Here is a 24,068-nt window from a genome sequence, read left to right on the forward strand (position 1 = left end):
CCACCCGGAGCACCTGCCATGTCCTATGACGCCCGTCACACCCCAGCCTATGCGGCCACCACGGCCACCGCTACCGCGCCCCTGCTGAAGCGTATTTCCTGGAGTTCGATCATCGCCGGCGTGGTCATTGCCCTGACCGTTTCGCTGCTGCTGAGCCTGCTCGGCACCGCCATCGGCTCGGCTTCCATCGATCCGCAACAGGAAGCCAATCCGCTGGACGGCCTGGGCAAGGGCACCGGTATCTGGGTCGGCGTCAGCGCCGTGGTCTCGGTCTTCGTCGGCGCCTGGATCGCCGGTCGCCTGGCCCAGCGCGAAGGCGCCCTGCACGGCATCCTGGTGTGGGCCAGCGTGACCCTGGTCAGCGTCTATCTGGTGTCCAGCGCCGTGAGCGGCGTGGTGCGTACCGGTCTGAACGTGGCGGGCAGCGGTCTGTCGATGATCGGCAGCGGCCTGTCCCAGGCGGCACCGGCCCTGACCAACCAGGTTCAGGACCAACTGCGCCAGCAGGGCATCCAGCTCGACCTGGGTGATCTGCAGAACGAACTGGAAACCGCGCTGCGCCAGACCGGCAAGACCGAACTGCAGCCGGAGAATCTGAAGCAGCAGGCTCAGGGCGCCGAGCAGGACGCCAGGAACACCGCCCAGAACAGCGCCAACAATCCGCAGCAGACCGATGACCAGCTGAGCGCCCTGCTGGATCGCCTCAAGCAACGTGGCGACCAGGCCTGGAACGCCGCTGATCGTCAGGCCCTGGTCAACCTGATCAAGGCCCGCACCGGCAAGAGCGACGCCGAGGCCAATGCCATCGTCGACAAGGCCCAGCAGACCTACCAGCAAGCCTATGCCAAGTATCAGGAACTCAAGGCCCAGGCCGAGCAGAAGGCTCGCGAAGCGGCTGACGTGGCTGCCCGCAAAGTCTCCCAGGCCAGCTGGGTTTTGCTGATCAGCCTGGTGATCGGCGGCATCGTCGGTGCCATCGGTGGTGCCCTGGGTCGTCGTACCCAGCCGGCCAACAAGGTGGTCGCTGCCTAAGCGCAAGCGCTGACAAAGTACGAGGCCCGGACTGGTGACAGTCCGGGCCTCGTCATTTATGGGCAACGCCCTGGCTAGCGGTCTGGCCGCAGTACCCGGGCGAGCAGCTGCAGGCACAGCGCCAGGTCGGGGCGCTCGCCACCGAACAGGGTGCGATAGATCAGCGGGGCCACCAGGCCGTCGAGCAAGGCGTCCAGGGTCGGCGCCGGTTCGCCACGCCGGTGGGCGCGTTCGAGCAGCAGTTCCAGGCGTTCCCGGGTCGGCTCGGTGCAGCGCACCGCGCACCCCGGATCGGTGGCCGCCAGGGCATCCCTGAGCATGGCCTGACCGGGCGTGGAGGCGAGGTCATCAACATAGTGTTCCAGCCAGCGTTCGAGATCGCCTTTGAGGCTGCCGGTGTCCTCCGGCGGCTGGTCCGGGCGCAGGCGCTGCAAGTCGACGTCGGCCAGGAGGCTGGGCAGGTTACCCCAGCGACGATAGAGGGTCGAAGGCGTGACCCCGGCGCGCGCGGCGATCAGGGGGACGGTGAGAGCTTCCCGGGGCTGCTCCTGCAGGAGCGCCAGGACGGCCTCGTGGATGGCTTGCTGAACGCGGGCACTGCGGCCGCCGGGACGGGCTTGCTTGGTGGTCATGGTGACAGGATACCCGGCTCTTAACGCAAACGCATTGCTTTTGCTGCCGGAAGGGTTCAGGCTTTAAAGCAATTATTTAGCTTTAAGGTGCAGGCATGTCTTCCCTGAACGGCTCTTCCTCTGCACGCCTGACGCTGCTGGGCGCGGTGCTGCTGACCTTCCTGGCCGCGTCCAGTGCGCCGACCCCTCTCTATGCCACCTACCAGCAGGCCTGGGGCTTTTCCACCTTCTGGCTGACCTGGGTGTTCGCCGTCTATGCCTTCGCCCTGCTGGCGGCCTTGCTGGTGGGTGGGCGGCTGTCCGATCACCTGGGGCGGCGGCCGGTGATCCTGGCGGCGCTGCTGCTGGAGGCGGGCGCCATGCTGCTGTTCCACCAGGCCCATGACCTGGCGGACCTGGTGCTCGCCCGCGCTCTGCAGGGCCTGGCGACCGGGATCGCCACCAGTGCCCTGGGTGCGGCGCTGCTCGACGTGGATGCCGAGCGCGGTCCCTGGTTGAACAGTCTGACGCCGCTGCTCGGCATGGCGATCGGCGCGCTGGGTTGCGGCCTGCTGGTGGAGTTCGCGCCGGCGCCGCTGCAACTGGTCTATCGGTTGTTCCTGGCACTTTTTCTACTGCAGGGCCTGGCGCTGCTGCGCCTGCCCGATAGCGGTCCGCGCCGGCCGGGTCTGCTCGCCGCCTTGCGCCCCCAACTGGCGGTGCCGCCCCAGGCCCGCGCCATGCTCTGGCGGGTCTTGCCGCTGGAGCTGGCGGTCTGGGCCGTGGGCGGCTTCTATCTGTCGCTGATGCCGGGGCTGGTCAAGGCGGCGACCGGTACGACGTCGATCCTGGTCGGCGGGGTGGTCGTGGCGGGTCTCACGCTCACCGGTGCGGCCTGTCTGCATGGCTTGCGTCTCTGGCCGGCGACGCGCCTGCTGCGCCTGGGGGCGAGCACCCTGGTGGCGGGTCCGGCGCTGCTCTGGCTGGCGGTGGCCAGCGGTCAGCTGGGACTCTTCGCCCTGGGCACCCTGGTGACCGGCGTCGGCTTCGGCAGCGGCTTTCTCGGCGCTACCCGCAGCCTGCTGCCGCTGGCGCAACCAGCCCAGCGCGCCGGCTTGCTGGCCGCCTTCTATGTGCTCAGCTACCTGGCGTTCTGCCTGCCGGCCCTGGCGGTCAGCGCCTTGGTGCCACGGCTGGGCCTGACCGGCGCCGCCGAACTCTATCTGGTCGGGGTGATCCTGCTGGCGGCACTGGGGGTGCGTAATAGCTTGCCGCGCCGCTGCGTACAGCCGGGATAGGCTTTGTCTGAAAAGTGCCTGCGCTCGGTCATGCGGCGTTAAAAATCCACTGGATCGCCAGCCCGGCCTGGGCGGCCCCGTCGCAATGCTCATTTACCACTCGTAAACTCGAGCGCGAGTCCGATCCGCTTCCTCACGGATCTTTGCCTTGCCTGACCTTCGCTCGACGACTTTACAGACAAGCCTTAGAGCAGGATGTCGGCGGGACCGGAAATGACCCGCTCGACGGGGCTGCCGGTGGCCCGCTCTTCATTGGAAAAGCCGTCGTGGTCGCGCAGCGGGCCGAAGTCGATGCCGGTCAGCTGCTCGATGTGCAGGACGCTGCACTGGTAGGTACGCAGGCGACCGAAGGCGATGGATAGCTCGTCCAGTTCGCGGCGCTGGTCGATGAGGTAGGCGCTGGCGGAGGGCTTGCCGTCGTCACCGAGAAAGGCCACCACCTTCCAGAAGGCTTCGGGGATCCGGGCGTCGCGATAGGCGCGGTCATCCGCACGCAGGACCGGGCCGCTGAAAACGCTGACCCGTGCCTGCCAGCGCTGGGTGTTGTCGAGAATGTAGTCCTCCAGCTCCAGCCAGGTCCGCTGGTTGAAGGCGGCCATCTGTGGCGCGCAGTTGGTGAAATGGAAGGTGTCCTTGTTGGCCTGGGTGGCCTCGGGGCCCCAGTTGGGATCCTGGCGGCGCACCAGGTGGCCGCGATCGAGCAGGTTGTCGGCATAGAGCGCCTCGCCCAGCTGAGCCTCCAGCGGTACCCGGCCATCGTAGGCCCAGGCGTCGCGACTGCGGGGCACCTCGAGGTGCTGGTCGCCGGCGATATTGACCCCGACCCAGAGTGCCATTCGCCGGCTGCGCGAGAGGCTGACCGAGAAGTGGGTGTAGTCCAGGCGATCGCCGGAGGCGGGCAGGGGATAGACGTCGCCGGCCAGGGCCGCGCTCGGCCGGGGCCAGGGGATCTGGAAGTCGCCCAGGAAGTCGGCTTGGTAACCCTGGCGATCCGCCAGGCTGGCGGCGGGGGTGATGCGCGGCTCGGCGCTTCTCAGGCCGGCGGGTTGCGCCGGCAGCAGGGGACGCAGATCGGCGAGGCGTGGGCGATGGGCGAGATCGACCGCAAAGGGCTGGCTGGACATGGCGGAGCTCTGGCGAAAGGGACGAACCGCCAGCGCAGCACAGGGAGGTTACCGGACGATGACGACGGTCAGCGAAGTGGTATGCACCGGCGCTAGCTGGCAAACTCGTTCGCGACCTAACGATTCCAACCCTGAGTGAACCGCCCATGACGCTATCGCTGTTTTCCCCCTTTGCCCGTCAGCGCGCCTGGCTGCTCGGCGTGCCCGGCCTGCTGCTCACCGGCGCCGCCCTGGCCAGCCAGCAGTCCGATGCCAAGGGCTTCGTCGAAGACGGTGACCTGACCCTGCTGCTGCGCAACTACTACTACCTGCGCCAGAACGAGGGCGACGGCCATGGCGCCGCGGCACGCAACAGTCGCGATCCGCGCAGCTGGACCCAGGCCTTTCTACTCAACTACACCTCGGGCTTCACCCAGGGCACCGTGGGCGTGGGCGTGGATGCCTATGGCTATCTGGGTCTCAAACTGGACGGCGGCGACGGCCACGCCAACACCCCGAACATGCCGGTGGACGGCGACGGCAGCCAGCGCAGCGAATTCAGCAAGGGCGGGGCGGCGGTCAAGCTGCGCGTCTCCAACACCGTGCTCAAGTATGGCGACCAGCAACCCACGGCGCCGGTGCTGGCAGCGGGTGGCAACTGGCTGTTTCCCCAGACCGCCCGGGGCTGGAGCCTGGTGAGCCAGGAAGTCGATCACCTGATGCTGGAAGGCGGACACTTCACCGCCGCCACGGCGCCGCGCACCACTGGTTCGGACGGTGGCATCTTCGCCGGCTACGCGGGGGTCGAGGCGGCTTCGGCCAGCTATGCCGGGGGCGTCTACAAGTTCAGCGATCACCTCAGCGCCTCGCTCTATGCCGGGCACTTCGAGGATGTCTGGGACCAGTACTACGGCAACCTCAACTATGTCGTACCGCTGGCCGCCGAGCAGAGTGTGACCTTCGACGCCAACCTCTATCGCACCCTGGACGCCGGCAGCGCCAAGGCCGGCAGCATTGCCAACACCGCCGGCTCGCTGGCTGCCGCCTTCCAGACCGGCGCCCACACCTTCACCCTGATCCACCAGCGTATCCATGGCGACCAGCCCTTCGACTACGCGGTCTTCGGCGCGCCGGTGCCGGGGTCCTTCGGTGACTCCATCCTGCTCGGCAACTCGATGCAGTTCTCCGACTTCAACGGCCCGGGCGAGCGCAGCTGGCAGGCCCGCTACGACCTCGACATGGAAAGCTACGGTGTGCCCGGCCTGAGCCTGATGGTGCGCCATACCCGCGGCAGCGGCATCGACGGCACCCACCTGGCGGCGGACTCGGCCTACGCCGGTCTCTATGGCGACGGCGACAAGGAACACGAGACCGATCTGGAGGCCAAGTACGTGCTGCAGAACGGCCCGGCCAAGGACCTCAGCTTCCGCCTGCGCCAGGCCTGGCATTCCGGCAGCCAGAGCACCGGCGGCACCGTGGCCGAAACCCGGCTGATCACCGAGTATCCGCTGAATATCCTGTAATAGGCGGCGCTCGGTAGGTTAGGCCTTGTAGGTTGGGTCGAGCGTCGCGAAGCCCAACGGTCCATTGGCCATCGGCATTTCCGGTAATGCCCTCACCCCAGCCCTCTCCCAAGGGGAGAGGAGGCAGTTCGGTGTGATCGGGTGCCGTGTGGCCGCGTAGAGTGGATAACGGCGCAGCCTTATCCACGTCCACGTGCAATTGATCAGTGGAAAACGCTGCGCGGTTTTCCACGCTACGGACGCCCTGGCAGCGCGACACCAGGGGACAAGCCACCCCCCCCCCGCGCCGCGCCGGACCTAATCGCCCCCTCTCCCTTGGGGAGAAGGCTGAGGTGAGGGTCGCCCCACCACCAACGGCGCCAGGATCGAGCCCGGATCGTTGGGCTTCGGCGATAAGGCCGCCTCAACCCAACCTACGGACCTGAACCTCTGTAGGTCGGGTTGAGCGCAGCGAAGCCCAACAGACCCTACCTCAACCCTTCGCCCGCGATTCCTCCAGCAGCCGCTCGATCTCCCCGTGCAGCCGCTCGGTGGCCCCAACCCGGTCGATCCACCACTCGGTGGACCAGACGCGCAGCAGCGTCCAGCCGAGGCCCTGAAGGATGGCGCTGCGGGTCTTGTCGCGGTCGCGGGCGGTGGCGGCGCTGTGGTAGGTGGCGCCGTCGCATTCGATGCCCACCAGGTAGTCGCCCGGACGGTCCGGATGGACGATGCCCAGGTCGATGCGGAAACGCGACACGCCGATCTGCGGCACCACCTGCCAGCCCTTGGCCTGCAGCGCCTGGGCCACGGCTTCCTCGAAAGGCGAATCGTGGCCGCCTAGGGAGCCCTTGACCGCTGCGGCCAGGGCCTGGGGACCGCGCTGGGCGAATTCCAGGAACAGCTTGAGATCCCGTACCGCACGGGCATTGGTGCGATTGAGGTCGATCAGCCCCGGATCGAAGGAGGAGAACACCAGCATCTCCCGCCGCGCCCGGGTCACGGCGACATTGAGGCGACGCCAGCCACCATCCTTGTTCAAGGGGCCGAAGTTCATCGACATCGTATTGGCGCCCGGCTCGGTGGGACCGAAGCCGATGCCGAGCATGATCAGGTCGCGCTCGTCGCCCTGGACCGTTTCCAGGTTCTTCACCACCACCGGCTCGGCCAGGTCTTCGGCGAAGTGCGCCTCGATCTCCGGGTGCTGCTGGCGCGCGCGGTCGAGCAGGTCGGTGACCAGGCGCTGTTGTTCGCTGTTGAGGGTGATGATGCCCAGGCTGAGCCCGGCGAAGGCCGGATCGAGCAGGCGCTTGACCGCCTCGGCGACCATGGCCTGGGCCTCCAGGGCGTTGTGACGTCCCTTGCCCTTGGCGTAGACGCCGTCCACCCGCCGCCATTCCACCGCGCTCGGACGGATCTCCGGGGCGGGAAAGGTGATGAGCTTGCCGTCATAGTAGTGATGGTTGGAAAAGGCGATCAGACTCTCGTGGCGACTGCGGTAGTGCCAGTTGAGGCTGTGGCTGTAGATGCCGGCGCCCAGGCATTCGTCGAGGATGCTCTCCAGGTCCTCGGCGGTGTCGTCCTCGCCGGCGGCGCGGTCGAAGAAGCGCGTTGGCGGCATCTGCCGGGGATCGCCGGCGATCACCACCTGCACGCCGCGAGCGATGGCGCCCACCGCGTCCCAGGGGGCGATCTGCGAGGCTTCGTCGAAGATCACCAGGTCGAACAGGCCGCCATCCGGCGGCAGGTACTGGGCGATGGACAGCGGACTCATCAGCATGCAGGGCGCCAGCCGCGCCAGGGCGTCGCCCATTTCCAGGGCCAGCTGGCGCAGCGGCTTGTGTCGGCGTTGCTTCTGCAGTTCGTGCTTGAGCACGGCGAAGCCGCCGCCCTGGCGCGCGGCGTCGTTCTTCGGTGGCAGGCCGTGGCAGAGCAGGGCGCGGATATGGCGCACGGCGAGGGTCTGCAGGCGATCGTCCAGCCGGCGATAGGCCTGGATATCGCTCTCGTGCTCGGCCGGGACGAAGTCGCGCAGCAGCGGCTCGGCATCTAGCGCGGTAGCGGCGAACCAGCGGGCATAGGCGGTTTCGAACAGGGCCGCCAGGTCCTCGACCGAAGCGGCCGTGGCGCGAGCGATCAGCGGTGCCAGGCCGAGGGTGTCGGCTTCCTCGCGGACCCGCTGCCAGTCGCACCAGGCCTTGAGGCGACCGGGTTGGCGCAGCAGCGCGGCGGCGGTGCGTACTAACTCGACGGCGGGGGTGTCTGTCGCCAGTCCTGCCTGCTCGGCAAAACTCTGGCGCGCGGCCTCGGCGGCCTCCAGGGCGGCGGCGAAAGCGCTGCTGGCCGGAGCCAGGGTGGTGTCCGCCGGCTGGTCCTCGGGATGCTGCAACCGGCGCGCCGCGGCCTGGCGCAGGGCCAGCAGCTGCTCGGGGGTTTCCGCCAGGGTCGGTAGCGCCGCACTCAGCCTTTCCGCCAGGGCGCGGCGCGCGAGCAGGGCGTCCAGGTCGCTGGTGACGCCCTGCCAGCCACCGATGCTGGCCAGGGTGGGCGCCAGCTCGTCCAGTTCGGTGAGCAGGGTGCGCTGGCGACGCAGGCGCGGCAGGTCAGCGGCCACGTCGGGCTGACCCTGGGTTTCGCCCTGACGGGCGAGATCCTGGGTGACCTGCCGCTGGGCACGGCTGGCGAAGATCCAGAAGCGCTGCCCGGCGGCGTCCCAGGCGGTTTCCAGCTGGGTCAGGGCGACGCGGCGACAGGCTTCGGCGGCATAAGGCACCGACAGCTCGCGCTCCAGCGTCTGGTAGTCGCGCAGCAACTCTAGGGCGCGCCCCAGCTGGCGCTGACGCTCGGCGGCGCCAGGCCCGAAGGCGAAGGCGAGGTCCTGGCCAGCGGCGTTCTGCAGCAGCTCGGCGAATTCCAGCAGGCGCCGGGGCGCGACCTGATCCGCCAGCGGCAGGCCAAGGACATCGCGCAGGCGTTGCCGCGCCTGCTGCAGGGTTTGCTGGGTGTCGCGCAGCCGTTCGGCGGCGCCGACCAGGGCATCCTGCCAGGCGTTGGACCAGGGATGGGCAGGCAGGAGGGTGAAATCCGCTGCCAGGCTGCGGCCGGTCTCGGCATGCAGCGCCAGGCGGCGCACGGCGCTGCGCAACTCGGCCAGGGCCTCGGCGTCATGGGCGTCGGCGTTGGGCCAGGCCAGACGCGGGGTATCAGGGGCGGCGTCGAGCAGGACGCGGCCGATGCTCTGCTGCAGGGTCAGGCCGTTGGGCCAGCGCCGGTGCAGGCGTTCCACCACCGCATTGAGGCGATCGCGCAGGCGTTCCACCTCGGCGGCCTCGGCCAGCCATTCCTCGTCGTCGAGGCCGTCCCGGGTATCCCAGGCGCGCTCCAGCTGCTTGAGCACCTCGGCCTTGGACGCCTTGCTCGAATGCAGCTCCAGGCAGAATTCGCCAAGCCCCTGGGCTTCCAGGCGGCGATACACCACGTCCAGCGCCGCGCGCTTCTCGGCGACGAACAGCACCCGCCGACCGAGCGCCAGGTTGTGGGCGATCATGTTGGCGATGGTCTGGGACTTGCCGGTGCCGGGCGGGCCGTCGAGGACGAAATCCTGGCCACCGGCCGAGGCCAGCACCGCCGCCAGCTGCGAGGAATCCGCCGGCAATGGGGTGAAGAGTTCGGCCGGGGTGACCTGGCGATCCAGCTCGCGCTCACGGGGGAAGCTGCCGCCGCTCAGGTAGGCGCCGGATTCCGTGGTGCGTTCCAGCAGGTGACGCACCAGCGGGCTTTCCATCAGCTGGTCGCTGCGCTCGGTGAGGTCCTTCCACATCAGGTACTTGGCGAAGGAGAACTGGCCGAGCAGCAATTCGTTGCTGACCTCGAAGCCGGGCAGGTCGCGCACCGCACGGCGGACCTTGGTCCAGATCCCGTCCACGTCGATGCCGTTGCCATCGCCGGGCAGCGGGCCGTCGAGCCCGGGAATGTCCAGGTCGAAGTCGTGGCGCAAGAGCTCCAGCAGGGTCAGGTTGAAGCGCGGCTCGTCCTCGAACAGGTGCAGGGTGATGCCGCTGGCGGCGCTCTGCCGTTCCAGGCGCACCGGCAGCAGGATCAGCGGCGCGCGGTAGTGCTTGGGATCGTCGGCGGCCTTTTTCCAGCGCAGGAAACCCAGCGCCAGGTAGAGGGTGTTGGCGCCGCCCTCGTCGAGATCGCTGCGGGCGCGGCGATAGAGTTCCACCAGGGCCGCGTCCAGCTTGGTGGCATCCAGGGGGGCGACCACCTCGCCGCGGGCCAGGGCGCCGCGGGCGTATTCGTCGTCGAGATTCTCGTGCTCGCGGGCCTCGTGCAGCACGGCGTCGCGCCCGCTCACCGCCAGATCCGGCAGCGGCACCAGGCGCAATGCCCGGCCCTCGGCCAGGCGATCCTCCAGCGCCGCCGGCTCGGGGCAGAGCAGGGGCACGCTGCGGGCGTTGTCCGGCACATGCAGCAGGCGATTGCGGGTGGTGAGATCGAGCAGCTTGCGCTGCCACAGCGCCAGGCGGCCGACCGGGGTGGTCGGCGCCGCCTCGACGTCCACGTCGAAGGCCGGCAGCGGCGGGGCTTCTTCCAGGGCTTCGCCTGGCAGCAGCAGGCCGTCGGCATTGATGGCCGGCTGGCCGGGCACCGCCAGCGGGCGGATCCGCTGCAGGCGGGCGCGGCGGACATCCAGCGCCAGCACGAAACTCTCGTCGTCCAGCTGCCGCTCGGCCAGTTGCATGGCCTGGCTGAACGAGGGCGGCGGCGAGGCGGTGGCCTGGGTGGTCTCGAAGACCAGCAGGTCCTTGAGCGCCACCCGCTTGCGCACCGGCTCGGCGTCGTCGGTCAGCAGCTGGGCGAACTCCTGGGGCTGCAGCCAGACCCCGGCGAAGGCATGGCCGCGGGTGATGACCAAGAGCGGGTTGAGACCGGCCTGTTCCAGCGCCGCGCAGGCGAGCAGGGCCAGATCCAGGCAGGTGGCCAGGCCGCCGTCGAGGATGGCGCCCGGCGTGCGGATCTTCTGGCCCTGGCGCTCGAAACTGGCCGGCGGTACCGCGTAGGTCAGCTGCAAACCGCACAGCGCCGACCAGAGCGCCGAACCCAGCTCCCAGACGCGTCGCCGTGAGCCGCTCTCGTACCCGTCCAGCGCCGTGGACTTGCCAGCGCGGCGCAAGACCTCGGCGGCCGCGCCCAGCAGGCGATCCACCGCCGGGTCGTTGGGCATGACGAAGGCCGCGGCCAGCTCGGGCATGCTGTCCACGCCGCCCCACTGGTTGCGGGCCAGCAGCTCGACCGGATAGCGCCGCGTCTGCAGGATCGTCTCGCCCTGGCGTACCGTGAAGGTCAGCTGGGCGACCAGGCTTTCCTGCAGACTGCCGAGCAGGGCGGCGTCGAATTCGAGGTCGCGATCATCGAGATGGAGGATGCCCTTGGGGTCCAGGCGCTCCAGGTGCCAGGTGCGCGGGACCACGAAGGCCGGCTCTGCGGTTACCGTCAGGCTGACGTCGACCAGGGGGTCCTGGCCGCTGTGGGTGAGGCGCAATTCGCGCAGCACGGGCACCGCGTTCTGGTGCGCCGCAAAACCGATCTTGCCGGCCAGCACCAGTTCGACATCCACGCTCATCGCCTACCACCCTTGCTTATTGCCTAAGGTAGATGAATGTACAGTAGTGGACGGGTCGATGCAGCCCATAGCCGGCCTGGGCAAGCGGAAAAAGTCCTTTGGTGACGGGCGGTTGCGTGGTTTGAGGGATAGGTCGCTATCCGCGACCCGGCTCAGGCCGCCGGGGTCGGGAAGACCAGGCTGAAATGGATGCCCCGCGCGTCCTGCTCGACCTCGGCACGACCCCCGTGCAGGCGCATGATCGCCGCGACGATGGCCAGGCCCAGGCCGTTGGAATCATGGGGTTGATGGCGCGAGGGATCGGCGCGATAGAAGCGGTCGAACAGCCGTTGCAGCTGCGCCGGCGCCAGGGCGGGTCCGGCATTGCTGACGCGGATGCGGCCGCCGTCCGCCTGCAGGCGGATCTCGCCATCCGGCTCGGCGTAGCGAATGGCATTGGCCACCAGGTTGCTCAGGGCGCGGCGCAGCATCAGCGGATCGGCGACCACCTGGCCGCCACCGACCACCACCAGGCGCAGGCCGCGTTCGTCGGCCGGTCCTTCGAAATAGTCGGCGATGCGCGCCAGCTCTTCGTCCAGCTGCAGTGGCTGCGGCGTCAGCACCGCCTGGGCGTCGTCGGCGCGGGCGAGGAAGAGGATGCTTTCCACCAGCCGCGAGATGCGCTCCAGCTCTTCCAGGTTGGACGCCAGCAGCGCCTGGTAGTCCTCGGCGCTGCGCACCTGGCGCAGGGCGACCTCGGTATGGCCCATGAGGGCATTGATCGGGGTGCGGATCTCGTGGGCGAGGTCGGCGGAAAATTGCACCAGCCGGCCATAGCCGTCGGCCAGGCGCGCCAGCATGGCGTTGTAGTTTTCCACCAGCGGCTGCAACTCGCGCGGGGCATCGGCCAGCTCCAGGGGCGCGGCCAGGCGGGTCGGGGTGATGCCGCCGGCATGGCGGGCGATGCGCCGCAGCGGCGCCAGACCGCGCCGCAGCAGCAGATAGCCGAGGCCGGCGGTACACAGGAAGGCCAGGGTCACCGCGCCGATCAGGCCCAGCCGGAAATCGGCCAGGGTGGTGTCCTCATTGCGCAGCACATGGGCGGCGGTCAGTTCCACCGGGCCTTCGGGGGTGTTCACCGCGACCCGCGCCGCGCGCCAGCGGGTGCCGTCGGCCAGCTGGCCTTCGCGCAGATCGGCGCGGGTCGGTCGCCGGGTCTGGGGAATGACGGCCAGCTCGGGCAGGGCGATCTGCAGCGGATTGGAGGCGATTACCGGCTTGGCGCCCGGCGCGCCGATGAGAAAGACATCCTGCTCGTTGCCCAGCATGTTGGCGAACAGCTGCGGACTGCGGCCCAGGGTCTCCAGCGACAGATCGGCGCTGAGCAGGCTGCGAAAATGCGCCAGGCGACCGAGCAGGGCGTAGTCGGCGCGCTCCAGCACCGTCCGTTCCAGGCTGTGGTAGAGGAACAGGCCGGCACCGCCCACGGCGAGCAGCGCCACCAGGGCGAAGCCCAGGGTGGCGCGCAGGATCAGCGAGGGTGAGCGCGCACTCAAGGCCGCACCTCGCAGACGTAGCCGATGCCGCGCACGGTATGGATCAGCTTGACTGGATAGGGGTTGTCGACCTTGGCGCGCAGCCGCTTGATGGCCACGTCCACCACGTTGGTGTCGCTGTCGAAATTCATGTCCCAGACCTCGGCGGCGATCAGGGTGCGCGACAGCACCTCGCCTTCGCGGCGCAGCAGCAGGTGCAGCAGGGCGAACTCCTTGTTGGTCAGCACGATGAGGTCGTCGCCACGGGTCACCCGCCGCCGCAGGAGGTCCAGTTGCAGATCGGCCAGGTGGAAATGCTCGGGCTCGCGCACCACGCCACGCCGCAGCAGGGTGCGGATGCGCAGCAGCAATTCGACGAAGGAGAAGGGCTTGACCAGGTAGTCGTCGGCGCCCAGCTCCAGGCCGCGGATACGATCCTGCAGGCCGTCGCGGGCGGTGAGAAAGAGCACCGGCACGTCGAGCTTCTTGCGCAGTACCTCCATGATCTGCCAGCCGTCGATGCCGGGCAGCATGACGTCGAGGATGATCAGGTCGTAACGGCCGTCCAGGGCCAGGTGCAGGCCATCGGCGCCGTGCTGGGTCCAGTCGACCGCGTAGCCGGATTCGCCGAGGCCCTTCTTCAGGTACTCGCCGGTCTTCTGGTCGTCTTCGATGAGGAGAATATGCATGAGCTAATGGTAGGGCCTCCGGTCGCTCCGCTGGGTGACATTTTTGTCATTCGCCGGTCATCTTGCTGACCCCCCACGCGTCGCACTGTGGCGGGGCGATTCCCTATCCCAGGAGGCTTCATGCGTACCCAGACTCTGCTCCGCGGTTCTCTCGCCCTGCTGCTCGCCAGCAGCGCCCTGCTGGCCCAGGCCGCGCCCATGCCCACCGTCAAGCCCATGCGCGGCACCGTGGACAGCGTCCAGGGCGACACCCTGGCCTTCACCACCCGCAATGGTGCCCACCAGACCCTGATGCTGGACGACAAGACCAGCTATCGCGCCGTGTCCAAGGCCAATCTGGATCGCATCGAAGCCAACAGCTTCATCGGCTCCGCCGCCATTCCCCAGCCCGATGGCACCCTCAAGGCGCTGGAGGTGACGGTGTTCGAGGCCAGCCTGCGCGGCACCGGCGAAGGCCACTACGGCTGGGAAAACGCCGATGGCAGTACCGGCACCATGACCAATGGCACCGTCGGCGAACTCAAGAAGGCCAACGGCCGCACCTTGACCGTGCAGTACAAGGGTGGCGAGAAGCAGCTGGTGGTACCGGAGGACGTGCCCATCGCCTATGTCGAGAAGGGCGACCGCAGCCTGCTCAAGCCTGGCGCCAAGGTGGTGCTGTTCCCGGCCGAAGACGGCAAGCACGCCAAGGGCGTGGCCGTAGGCAAGGACGGTTTCACCCCGCCCATGTAAGAACCTATTCACGGTCTGCTGCGCGTCGGCCAAACTGTGTTGAAAATGTCCTGGGTCGCCAGCCCGGTCGGAATGCTCATTTACCGCTCGTAAGCCCGAGCGCGGGTCCGATCCGCTCCCTCAGCCATTTTCGCGGGGCCGCCTTAGGCCTTGTTTGTCTCTAGCTCGCGAGATCGTGAACAGGCTCCAAGCCCCCGCGGTCGCCTCGTTGAGATGGCGACCGCCCCCATCTCGCGGTAGAGAGGGACATGTCATGACCACCTCGCGACGGCGCCTGGTGCACCGCTGGCCGGTGCGCCTCACCCACTGGCTCAACGCCCTGGCGATGCCCTGCATGTTCATGAGCGGCTGGGCGATCTACAACGCCTCGCCGCTATTCCCCTTCACCTTTCCCGCCTGGGCGACCCTTGGCGGCTGGCTGGGCGGTGCCATCGCCTGGCACCTGGCGGTGTTCTGGCTGCTGGTGGTGAACGGCCTGGTCTATCTGCTCTATGGCCTGTTCAGCGGCCACTTCCGGCGCGATTTCCTGCCGCTGTCGCCGCGCGCCATCGGCCGCGATTTCGCCGCCGCCGTGCGCTTGCGCCTGGGTCATCGGCTCGGCACCTACAACGCCGTGCAGCGCCTGCTCTACTGGGGCGTGCTGGCGCTCGGGGTGCTGGTGGTGCTCTCCGGGCTGGCCATCTGGAAACCCGTGCAGCTGCAGGGATTGGCCGCGCTGCTCGGCGGCTTCGACACCGCCCGCTACGTGCATTTCTTCGCCATGGCCGGCATCGGCGCCTTCGTCGTCGTGCACCTGGCCCTGGTCATCCTGGTCCCCCGCACCCTGCCGCCGATGATCACCGGCCGGGCGCACGAGGAGGTTAACGATGAGTCGGCGTGAACGCCTGCGCCTGGAGCCGGCGCAACAGCGGCAGGTGGAAAATCTGCAACGACGCCTGCTGCTCAAGCAGGGCCTGACCGTGGGCGCCCTGGCGATGCTCAGCGGCTGCAACCTGCAGGACGGCGACAGCGTCGACAAGGTGCTCTGGTCGATGTCGCGTTTCAACGACCGAGTGCAGGCCTGGCTGTTCGGCCGCGAGCGCCTGGCGCCGACCTATGCCGCCAGCCAGATCACCAACCCCTTTCCCTTCAACGCCTTCTATCCCGAATACAACGTCCCGGAAGTGGACCTGAGTGACTACCGCCTGGAGGTTTCCGGTCTGGTCGCCAACAAGCAGGCCTGGACCCTGGAAGACCTGCGCCGCCTGCCGCAGCGCGCCGACATCACCCGCTTCATCTGCATCGAAGGCTGGAGCGCCATCGGCCAGTGGGGCGGGGTGCCGCTGCGCACCTTCCTAGAACGCATCGGCGCCGACACCACGGCCAAGTACGTCGGCTTCAAGTGCGCCGACCGCTACTACTCCAGCATCGACATGGCCTCGGCGCTGCATCCCCAGACCCTGCTGGCGCTGGACTTCGGCCAGGTGGCCCTGCCGCCGGACTACGGCTATCCGCTGCGGCTGCGGGTACCCACCAAGCTCGGCTTCAAGAATCCCAAGCACATCCAGGCGCTGTTCGTGACCAACGACTATCCCGGTGGCTACTGGGAGGACCAGGGCTACAACTGGTTCAGCGGGATCTAGGGCCTTGCAGGGCGGAACCCCGGCCCGGAGGCAGAGTCGAGATACCACCATCCTCTACCGGGAGCTCCCCTCATGTCCGCTCATCCCTCGATCGGTTTCATCGGCTTTGGCGCCATGGCCCAGCGCATGGGCGCCAACCTGCGCGAGGCCGGCTATGCGGTCAGCGCCTATGCCGAGCACCAGCAGGACGGCGAGCGCCACGGCACGCCCATGGAGCCCCTGGCGACCCTGTTGCCCCAGGCCGACGTAATCATCGTTTCCCTGCCCAACGATGCCATCCTCGAACAGGTCTTGCTCGGGCCAGACGGTGTCCTCGCTCGCCTGGAATCCGGTCGCCTGCTGATCAACACCAGCACCAACTCGCCGGCGCTGTCGCTGCGTCTGGAAGCGGCCGGCCGGGCCCGCGGCATCGCCGTGGTCGAGGCGCCGGTGTCCGGCAGTACGCCCGAGGCGGAAAAGGCGCAGCTGGTGATCCTGGCCGGCGGCGAGCCCGAAGCGGTGGAACGTGCGTGGCCGATCCTGGAAGTCCTGGGCAAGACCGTGCACCACGTCGGTTCGACCGGGCAGGGCGCGGCCATCAAGCTGGCCATCAACGGCCTGATGGGCGCCGGACTCGCCGCCCTGGCCGAAGCCCTGGCCTATGCCACCCGCGCCGGCCTGGATGCCGAGGTGCTGTTCGAGGTGTTCGGCGATCTGGCGGTGCTCTCGCCCCATCACCAGCGCAAGCTGGCAGCCCTGCGCGACGGCGATTTCGCCCCGCAATTCCCGGCGGCGCTGATGCACAAGGACATGGGCCTCCTGCTGGCCGAACTCAACGCCACCTACCAGGGCGCGCCGACCCTGGCCGCCGCGGCGCAGCAACTGGCGCTGGGCGCCGAGCTGCACCCGGACGCCGACTACCTGATCACCGCCGATGTCCTGCTGGAAGAAGCCGAAGACGCCGCCACGCGTTGACCGCCTGGCTTTCCCCCTCCCGGGACGACGTCTAGACTGATCCGATCCGTCGTCCCGGAATCCCTGCCGCATGACCGCTATTGGCGCCGTCCCCCAGTTCTGGCGCGATCCCGCGCTGCCCTTTCTCGAAGCCCGCTCCATCCAGGACGGCCGCGCGCTCTGCTATGCCCCGCACTCCCACGAGACCTTTTCCATCGGCACCGTGCTGGGTGGGCGCAGTCGCTATCACAATGGCCGGACCCGCGAGCTGGTAGGGGCGGGGACCCTGGTGCTGATGAATCCCGGTGACGTCCATGCCTGCAATCCCCAGGGCGAGGTCGCCTGGCGCTATCGCATGCTGCACGTCGACGCCGGCTGGCTGGCCGAGCTGCAGCGCCCAGGTCACGACGACTTCCAGCCCCTGGCGGCACAGCTGTCCCGGGACGGCCAGCTCTATGCCGGCCTGGAAGCCCTGCATGCCTGCCTGGTGGATCCCGACAGCCTTACCCTGCAGCGCCAGAGCCAGACGCTGCTGTACTTCGCAGCCGTGCTGGCGCGACTGGGGCGTACGCCGGTCGCGCCCGCACGGCTGCGCGAGGATCGCCGGCTGAGGCGTGCCGCCGAATTTCTCGATGCCCATTGCGGCGAAGGGGTCAGCCTGGCGCAGTTGAGCCAGGTGGCCGATCTCTCGCCCACCCAGCTGATTCGCAGCTTTCGCCAGCACTATGGTCTGACGCCCCATGCCTACCTGATCGACCGGCGCATTCGCCTGGCACGGCAACGGCTGCGCCAGGGCGAGGGGCTGGCCGAGGTCGCCCTGGCCACCGGTTTCGCCGACCAGGCCCACCTGCAGCGCACCTTCAAGCGCCTGGTGGCGGCCACCCCCGGTCAGTATCGCGCCGCGTCAGCCCTCCCATAGCAGAGTCGCGGCGCAGAGCACCAGCAGCGCGGCGAGGCCGCGATTGAGCAGACGCAGGCGACCTGGCGTCAGGGCACGACCACGCAGCCACTGGCCGGCTACCGCCCAGCAGGCCAGGGAGGCGAAGCAGATCACCAGGTAGAGGCCGGCGAACAGCGCCAGGCGGCCGCGATCCTCGCCGACGAACAGCGCCACCCCGGCCGCGGCGGCGAGCCAGGCCTTGGGATTGAGCCACTGGAGCAGGGCGCCATCGCGAAAGCCCGGGCAGGCCGTCAGCGCGCCGCTGCCCAGGTCACCCGAGGCCCGTGCCAGTTTCCAGGCCAGGTACAGCAGGAAGAAGGCGCCCGCCACGCGCAGTATCCAGAGCAGCGCCGGCCAGGCAGCCAGCATCTCGTGCAGGCCGAGGCCGACGGCGACCAGCAGGACGACGAAGCCCAGGGTGGCCCCGGCGACATGCCACAGGGCCGGCCGCCAGCCATGGGTGAGACCGGTGTTGAAGCCCACCAGATTGACCGGGCCGGGGGAGAGGGAAGCCACCAGGGCGAAGGCGGCCATGGACAGGATCAGGGTCATCGCGAGGTCTCTACGGTTGGGAAGACCTGAACCTAGCGAGGATGACCCTTGGCGGTATTGAAGAAAATGACCCTGCGAGCCCGACGAAAGGCGGGAATTCGCGGCGTTTCGCTGGCGTCCATTACAGCGAGCCCAGCGCTCCCCCGGTGGTTTCAACGTCGCTGTCGGCCACCGGGGCTTGCCTTTCTCTCGTCCGGTTGCGCTAGGGCGCGATAGGCAGGGTGAAGCTGAAGGTGCTGCCCTGACCCAGGGCGCTGGTGACGCTCAGCTCGCCGCCGTGGGCTTCGACGATGCCCTTGGCGATGTACAGCCCCAGGCCATGACCGGTGGGGTTGTCTTCCTGGACATGCCAGAAGCGCTCGAACACCCGCGCCTGTTGCGCCTGGTCCATGCCGCGACCATTGTCCGTCACGCTGATCTCCGCCAGGTCGCCGACCTGTCGCATGCTGAGTTGTACCAGACCGCCTGGGGCGGTGAACTTGATGGCATTGCCCAGCAGATTCATCAGCACCTGGAAGATGCGCTCGGCTTCCACCAGCACCTGGAGATCCGGATCGGCGGCGTATTCCAGGCTGATGTTCTTGATCTCCGCCAGCGGGCGCGACAGCAGGATGGGTTGTGCGCAGACGTCGGCCAGGCGCGCCGGCTTCAGATCCAGCGCCAGGCGATCCGATTCGATCTTCGACAGGTCCAGCAGGTCGTTGATCAGGGCGTTCATGCGACTGGCCGCGGTCTCTATCACCTCCAGCGAACCGGGCAGGCGGTCATCGTCCGGGGCCAGTTTTTCCAGCTGGCGCTGCAGCATCCCGACCTTCATCAGGATGATGGTGATGGGGCTGCGCAGGTCATGGGAGACCGCCGCGACGATCTCGTCGCGCAGCCGCACCGCCTGCCGTTCGCGCTCGACCTGGCGCGCCAGGTCCAGCTCGATGGCCGAGCGGCGCAGGTCCTTGGCGGCGAACAGATCGGCGGGGCGCCAGCGTTCGGAACGCAGCCGCACCAGTTCCTTCCAGGCATCGAAGGAGCGCCGCGGATGCGGATAATTGAGCCCTGGGCCCGGCGCGGGCGCCGTGACTTCCAGCTTGGCCGGGTTGCCGCTCCAGACCACGGTGGTGACGATTTCGGGGCGGAACCAGAGCACTAGGTTGCGCACCGGCTTGGGCAGTGCCAGAGCCAGCACGCCGCTCGCTCTGGCACTGTAGCGGCGGGCGTCGGGTAATTCGTCGGCCAGGCAGCGGGTCGCATAGATGCCCGAAGCGTCCATCTCGGCCGTGACCCAGGCGGCGAGGACGCGAATGTCCTCCGCGCCAGGGCATTCTCCCAGGGTACAGAGCTCGTCCTCCACAAGCACCGCGACCCCGGCGGCATCCACCAGCTCCAGGAGGTCGGTGGGCCGCTCGCAGAGTCCGCTGAGCACCTCGTCACGGCTGTTGCACATGCCCTGGATCAGCGCCGCCAATTGGGCCTCGCGGGCGTCGATCTCGCGCTGCACCTGGCGATTCTCCAAGGCGCGGATCATCAGCGACACCAGTACCCCGACGGAGCGGCAGGCCATCCGCGTGCGATAGGGCAGATACAGGGGGTGGCGGTGGCCACAGCTGATCAGCCCCCAGAGCTTGTCGTCGCTGATCAGCGACACGCTCATGGAGGCGCGCAGGCCCTGGTTGCGGACATACTGGCAGTGGATGGGCGATACGCTGCGCAGGACGGCATGGGTCAGATCGATGGGGTCGCGCTCGGTGCCATGCAGAAAGGCCGGTATCAGCGGGATCGCCTCGTACTGGGCATCGGGAATGTTGCGGATCCAGTTCTCGTGATAGAGCGCCCGGGCCTGGGCGGGGATGTCGCTTGCCGGAAAGTGCATGCCCAGGTAGCTGTCGATGTCCTCGATGCGATCTTCGGCCACCACCTGGCCATCGCCGCCATCATCGAAGCGATAGACCACCACCCGATCGAAGCCGGTCAGGGCGCGCACCTCGCGCACCGCACCCTCGCACAGCTCGGGCAGGGTACGCGCCTGCTGCAGGCGGGCCAGGGCGCGGGCCAGCCCGGCGGGCTCGACGCCGCCATGGTCGTCCGGCTCGAATTCCAGGAACACCAGGCCATGGTTGCGATGCAGGATCACGTCCATGTCGCGGGCCGGGCGCGTCCAGCTCAACGGATTGGCTTCTTCCAGATGCTCCAGGGTCAGGGCCTGCCGCACCTGTTCGAACAGCTCGAAGGGCAACACCTGTTGCAGCGGTCGATCCAGCAGCTCGACCTGGGGCTTGCCGAGCAGCTCGGGCAGATTGCGACTGACATGCTTGATCAGCCCCTCCGCCTCATCGAAAGCGACGAGGTAGCCGTGTGCCTGGATAGCGCCTGGAATGCGGATCGGCTCGCTTTCGCAGCTTTGCAGGGACTGACCGGAGGGTGCAGCAATCATGCGACTGTCTCAGATGAACTCTCGAATAGGACCGCATCGAGGCGGCCCTGTTAAAGCTTCAGCACCGAATGGCTGTGAATGTGATGCCGTTCACGCACTGCTGACAGCCATCGCGTGAGTTTCGCATTGTCGGTACCTGATAACTATTATCGCGATCATTTTTTGCTTAGGCGTTCATCTTTGACGGCGGATCCCGCGGCTGGCCTCCCGGGCTGACGGCGGTATCATGGCGCTTTGTCCAGAGTTCAGTCATGGCCCGCTTCCGCCCCTTGCCCATCATCGACCGCAGCCGGGATGACCTCTTCATACGTGAGGCCCTGGCCCTGGCGGAGCAGGGCGCCGCCCAGGGCGAGGTGCCGGTCGGCGCCGTGGTGGTGCTCGACGGCGAGATCATCGGCCGCGGCTTCAATCGGCCCATCGGTGCCCACGATCCCAGCGCCCATGCCGAGATGCAGGCGATTCGCGACGCCGCCGCGCGCCTGGCCAACTACCGGCTGCCGGGTGCGACCCTCTATGTGACGCTCGAACCCTGCAGCATGTGCGCCGGCCTCATCGTCCACAGTCGCATCCAGCGCCTGGTCTATGGCGCCAGCGAGCCGCGCGCCGGCATGGCCCAGAGTCGCGGGCGCTTCTTCGAGCAGGACTTCCTCAACCACCGGGTGCTGGTGGAGGGCGGGGTGCTGGCCGAGGCCTGTGGCCAGGTGCTGACCGAGTTCTTCCGCGCGCGGCGCAATCCGGCGGCCCGCGAAGGCTAGGCCGCCAGTTCGCGCATCCGCGTGAGCACGGCATTCAGGCCATTGCTGCGCGATTGCGACAGCTGCCGTTCCAGGCCGAGTTCGCCCAGCCAGCCGTGGATGTCGAGGCGGCCCAATTCTTCGCGGCTCAGGCCATTGGCGCGCACCAGCACCACGGCGAGCAGTCCCTTGAGCACCCGGGATTCGCTGCTGGCACGAAAGAAGTGACGATCGCCCTGGGCTTCATGGGTCAGGCGCACCCGGCTCTCGCAGCCCTGTACCAGGTCCTCGTCACGCTCCTCGAGCACCGCCGGCAGGCGCTCGGCCCACTGCAGCAGCAGTCGCGAGCGCGCCTCCCAGCCCTTGGCGATGACGAAGGCGCGGCGGGCTTCCGCCGCATCGGGAAGCAGATTCATCGCAAGAGCTCCAGGGCCTTGTCCAGGGCAGTGAAAAAGCGCTGCAGATCCTCGGCATCGTTGTACAGGCCCAGGGAGACCCGCAGTGCGCCGGGGGTCTGCAGGGTCTGGAACAGCGGCATGGCGCAGTGCTGACCGGCGCGCACCGCGATGCCCTGTTCCCCCAGCAGATGGGAAAGATCGCCGACGTCGACGCCCGCGACCTGGAAGCTGGCCAGGGCGATCTGGGGTTCGCCCAGCACTCGCACACCGTCGCGGGCGGCCAGCCCGGCCAGCAGCTTCAGACTCAGGGCCTGCTCGTGACCGCGGATCAGCGTCTCGTCCTGGCCCTGCAGCCAGTCGACCGCCGCGCCCAGGGCGATGGCCGCGCCTATGGACGGCGTCCCCGCCTCGAAGCCCATGGGCGCGGCTTGGAAGCGGGCGTCGGTGAAGGTGGTGTGTTGCACCATCTCGCCGCCGAACTGCCAGGGCTTGAGCTGCGCCAGGCAGTCGGCCTTGCCCCAGAGCACGCCGATGGCCTCGGGGGCATAGAGCTTGTGGCCGGAAAAGACATAGAAATCGGCATCGAAGTCGGCCGGGCGATGCCGTCCATGGACCGCGCCCTGGGCGCCGTCCACCACCAGCCAGGCCGGCGAGCGTGCCCGGACCAGGGCTGCGAGTTCCGCCAGCGGCTGCCAGGTGCCGAGCACATTGGACAGTTGGCTGACCGCGACCACGCGCGTTCGTGGCCCCAGCAACCGCTCGGCGGCTGCCAGGTCCAGATGACCGCTAGGGGTCAGGGGGATGACCCTGAGTGCAAGGTCGCGACGCCGGGCCAACTGTTGCCAGGGCAAGAGGTTGGCGTGATGCTCCAAGGCGCTGATGAGGATTTCGTCCCCGGCCGCGAAGGCGTTTTCCAGCCCGTAGGCCAGCAGGTTGAGCGCCTCGGTCGCGCCGCGGGTCAGCACCACCTCGTGCGGTGCGGTGGCGCCCAACCAGGCGGCGATCCGCCCCCGGGCGCCTTCGTAGGCGGCGGTGGCGCGCTCGGCAGCCCAGTGCTGGGCCCGGTGCACATTGGCCGCACCCAGGCTGTAGCTGGCCAGCAGGGCATCCAGCACCACCTGGGGCTTCTGCGCCGTGGCGGCGCTGTCGAGGTAGGTGATGCCATCGGCGGCGAAGGCGGTGAAAGCCGGAAACTCGGCTCTCCAGGGGGAGGGTAGCGACATGGCGACAGCTCCGGGGTAGCCCGCGCGAGGCGGGCTGCCCGGTTGTGGACTCAGTTGTGCGCGTGCAGCGCTTCGTTGAGTTCGATGGCGGTCTTGTTGGTCTTGCACTCGACCGCACCGGTTTCCGAATTGCGGCGCAGCAGCAGATCGCTCTGACCGGCCAGCTCACGGGCCTTGACCACGCGCACCAGCTGATTCTGGTCGTCCAGCACCGCCACCTTGGTGCCGGCGGTCACATAGAGACCGGATTCCACGGTGCAGCGATCGCCCAGCGGGATGCCGATGCCGGCGTTGGCGCCGATCAGGCAGCCTTCGCCCACACTGATGATGATGTTGCCGCCGCCCGACAGGGTGCCCATGGTGGAGCAGCCACCGCCCAGGTCCGAGCCCTTGCCGACGAAGACGCCCGCGGAAACGCGGCCTTCGATCATGCCGGGGCCGGCGGTACCGGCGTTGAAGTTGACGAAGCCTTCGTGCATCACCGTGGTGCCTTCACCCACATAGGCACCCAGGCGCACGCGGGCGGTATCGGCGATGCGCACGCCGGCCGGCACCACGTAGTCGGTCATCTTGGGAAATTTGTCCACCGAGAAGACTTCCAGCAGCTTGCCGCGCAGGCGGGCTTCAAGCTGTTCGGCCGGCAGCTCGGCCAGGTCGACGGCGCCCTGGTTGGTCCAGGCCACGTTGGGCAGCAGGGCGAAGATGCCGCTGAGGTTCAGGCCGTGGGGCTTGACCAGACGGTGGGACAGCAGGTGCAGCTTCAGATAGGCCTCGGGGGTGGAGGCGGGGGCGGCGTCTTCCGCCAGCAGGGTGGCCACCAGCGGCTTGGTGCTTTCGGCCAGGCGGGTCAGCAGGGCCGACTGCACGGCATCGATGCCCTTGAGGGCTTCGGCCAGACCGCGGGCCTGGGCCGGGGCGAAGGCGATGGCCTGGTTGCCACCCTGGTAGTCCAGCAGCGGCGCGACCGCCTCCACCAGCGCCGCCGGGGGATTCAGCAGTGGCTGCGCATAGAAGACTTCCAGCCAGGCGTCCTGGCGATTCTGGGTGCCGACACCGAAGGCGATACTGAAGAGGGCATTCGACATGAGACTGTTCCTTTGCAGAGGCACCGATCCGGTCGGTGCGAGATGTTCG

General features: G+C 68.3%; 19 protein-coding genes. 9 read left to right on the forward strand and 10 right to left on the reverse strand.

Features of this window, described 5'->3' with window-relative positions; translation table 11 throughout:
- The first annotated feature begins 18 nt into the window (after positions 1–18).
- On the forward strand, positions 19–1,032 hold the full coding sequence (locus EC839_RS00860; RefSeq protein WP_132831824.1) for a YrzE family protein: 1,014 nt from the start codon (positions 19–21) through the stop codon (positions 1,030–1,032).
- A gap of 74 nt (positions 1,033–1,106) precedes the next feature.
- On the opposite strand, the gene EC839_RS00865 is transcribed toward EC839_RS00860, so the two are convergent.
- Positions 1,107–1,664: a TetR/AcrR family transcriptional regulator gene (locus tag EC839_RS00865; protein WP_132831825.1), complete on the reverse strand. Its 558-nt coding sequence runs from the start codon at positions 1,662–1,664 to the stop codon at positions 1,107–1,109.
- A gap of 95 nt (positions 1,665–1,759) precedes the next feature.
- On the opposite strand from EC839_RS00865, the gene EC839_RS00870 reads away from it, so the two are divergent.
- On the forward strand, positions 1,760–2,941 hold the full coding sequence (locus tag EC839_RS00870; protein ID WP_132831826.1) for an MFS transporter: 1,182 nt from the start codon (positions 1,760–1,762) through the stop codon (positions 2,939–2,941).
- 185 nt (positions 2,942–3,126) lie between these two features.
- Here the strand turns inward: EC839_RS00870 and EC839_RS00875 are convergent, their stop codons facing one another.
- Positions 3,127–4,065 carry a DNA/RNA non-specific endonuclease gene (locus EC839_RS00875; protein ID WP_132831827.1) on the reverse strand — a complete coding sequence of 313 codons (939 nt, stop codon included), beginning with the start codon at positions 4,063–4,065 and terminating at the stop codon, positions 3,127–3,129.
- A gap of 146 nt (positions 4,066–4,211) precedes the next feature.
- Here EC839_RS00875 and EC839_RS00880 point away from each other — a divergent pair, with 146 nt between their 5' ends.
- Positions 4,212–5,567 carry an OprD family porin gene (locus EC839_RS00880; protein ID WP_132831828.1) on the forward strand — a complete coding sequence of 452 codons (1,356 nt, stop codon included), beginning with the start codon at positions 4,212–4,214 and terminating at the stop codon, positions 5,565–5,567.
- Positions 5,568–6,039: 472 nt separating this feature from the next.
- On the opposite strand, the gene EC839_RS00885 is transcribed toward EC839_RS00880, so the two are convergent.
- The 3 genes from EC839_RS00885 to EC839_RS00895 all read right to left on the reverse strand — a co-directional run bounded on the left by EC839_RS00885 (position 6,040) and on the right by EC839_RS00895 (position 13,375).
- A complete protein-coding gene (locus EC839_RS00885; protein WP_132831829.1) occupies positions 6,040–11,172 on the reverse strand; it encodes a DUF4011 domain-containing protein in 5,133 nt (1,710 codons plus the stop codon).
- Between the two features lie 152 nt (positions 11,173–11,324).
- The gene (locus tag EC839_RS00890) at positions 11,325–12,707 is read right to left on the reverse strand and encodes a heavy metal sensor histidine kinase (RefSeq protein ID WP_132831830.1); all 1,383 of its coding nucleotides are present in this window, start codon (positions 12,705–12,707) and stop codon (positions 11,325–11,327) included.
- Positions 12,704–13,375, reverse strand: coding sequence for a heavy metal response regulator transcription factor (locus EC839_RS00895; protein WP_027598269.1), 672 nt, complete (start codon positions 13,373–13,375; stop codon positions 12,704–12,706). Before EC839_RS00895 ends, EC839_RS00890 begins: the two co-directional genes overlap by 4 nt.
- A gap of 120 nt (positions 13,376–13,495) precedes the next feature.
- Between EC839_RS00895 and EC839_RS00900 the strand changes: the two genes are divergently transcribed.
- The 5 genes from EC839_RS00900 (at position 13,496) to EC839_RS00920 (ending at position 17,581) form a co-directional block, all read left to right on the forward strand.
- Positions 13,496–14,107, forward strand: a complete 612-nt coding sequence (locus EC839_RS00900) for a hypothetical protein (protein ID WP_132831831.1) — start codon at positions 13,496–13,498, stop codon at positions 14,105–14,107.
- A 253-nt stretch (positions 14,108–14,360) separates the two neighbouring features.
- Positions 14,361–14,987, forward strand: coding sequence for a cytochrome b/b6 domain-containing protein (locus tag EC839_RS00905; RefSeq protein ID WP_132831832.1), 627 nt, complete (start codon positions 14,361–14,363; stop codon positions 14,985–14,987).
- A complete protein-coding gene (locus tag EC839_RS00910) occupies positions 14,974–15,729 on the forward strand; it encodes a molybdopterin-dependent oxidoreductase (protein WP_093254536.1) in 756 nt (251 codons plus the stop codon). Before EC839_RS00905 ends, EC839_RS00910 begins: the two co-directional genes overlap by 14 nt.
- Positions 15,730–15,801: 72 nt before the next feature.
- Positions 15,802–16,683 (forward strand): NAD(P)-dependent oxidoreductase, encoded by an 882-nt coding sequence (locus tag EC839_RS00915; protein ID WP_132831833.1) that lies wholly within the window; start codon positions 15,802–15,804, stop codon positions 16,681–16,683.
- Between the two features lie 70 nt (positions 16,684–16,753).
- The gene (locus tag EC839_RS00920) at positions 16,754–17,581 is read left to right on the forward strand and encodes an AraC family transcriptional regulator (protein ID WP_132831834.1); all 828 of its coding nucleotides are present in this window, start codon (positions 16,754–16,756) and stop codon (positions 17,579–17,581) included.
- Here the strand turns inward: EC839_RS00920 and EC839_RS00925 are convergent.
- Both EC839_RS00925 and EC839_RS00930 read right to left on the reverse strand, forming a co-directional pair.
- A complete protein-coding gene (locus EC839_RS00925) occupies positions 17,567–18,154 on the reverse strand; it encodes a LysE family translocator (protein WP_132831835.1) in 588 nt (195 codons plus the stop codon). The genes EC839_RS00920 and EC839_RS00925 overlap by 15 nt on opposite strands.
- A 202-nt stretch (positions 18,155–18,356) precedes the next feature.
- Positions 18,357–20,579, reverse strand: a complete 2,223-nt coding sequence (locus tag EC839_RS00930; protein ID WP_132831836.1) for an ATP-binding protein — start codon at positions 20,577–20,579, stop codon at positions 18,357–18,359.
- A gap of 251 nt (positions 20,580–20,830) precedes the next feature.
- Here EC839_RS00930 and tadA point away from each other — a divergent pair, with 251 nt between their 5' ends.
- Entirely contained in the window at positions 20,831–21,334 is a 504-nt protein-coding gene (tadA, locus tag EC839_RS00935) for a tRNA adenosine(34) deaminase TadA (protein ID WP_132831837.1), read from the forward strand.
- Here the strand turns inward: tadA and EC839_RS00940 are convergent.
- The 3 genes from EC839_RS00940 to dapD are packed head-to-tail and all read right to left on the reverse strand — an operon-like array spanning position 21,331 to position 24,019.
- Positions 21,331–21,729, reverse strand: a complete 399-nt coding sequence (locus EC839_RS00940) for a SufE family protein (protein WP_132831838.1) — start codon at positions 21,727–21,729, stop codon at positions 21,331–21,333. The two genes, tadA and EC839_RS00940, sit on opposite strands and share 4 nt — an antisense overlap.
- A complete protein-coding gene (locus EC839_RS00945; protein ID WP_132831839.1) occupies positions 21,726–22,934 on the reverse strand; it encodes an aminotransferase class V-fold PLP-dependent enzyme in 1,209 nt (402 codons plus the stop codon). Before EC839_RS00945 ends, EC839_RS00940 begins: the two co-directional genes overlap by 4 nt.
- A gap of 50 nt (positions 22,935–22,984) precedes the next feature.
- Entirely contained in the window at positions 22,985–24,019 is a 1,035-nt protein-coding gene (gene dapD, locus EC839_RS00950) for a 2,3,4,5-tetrahydropyridine-2,6-dicarboxylate N-succinyltransferase (protein WP_042137936.1), read from the reverse strand.
- Between the last annotated feature and the right edge of the window lie 49 nt (positions 24,020–24,068).

It is taken from the genome of Pseudomonas sp. JUb52, from assembly GCF_004341115.1.
GTDB classification, from domain to species: domain Bacteria; phylum Pseudomonadota; class Gammaproteobacteria; order Pseudomonadales; family Pseudomonadaceae; genus Chryseomonas; species Chryseomonas oryzihabitans.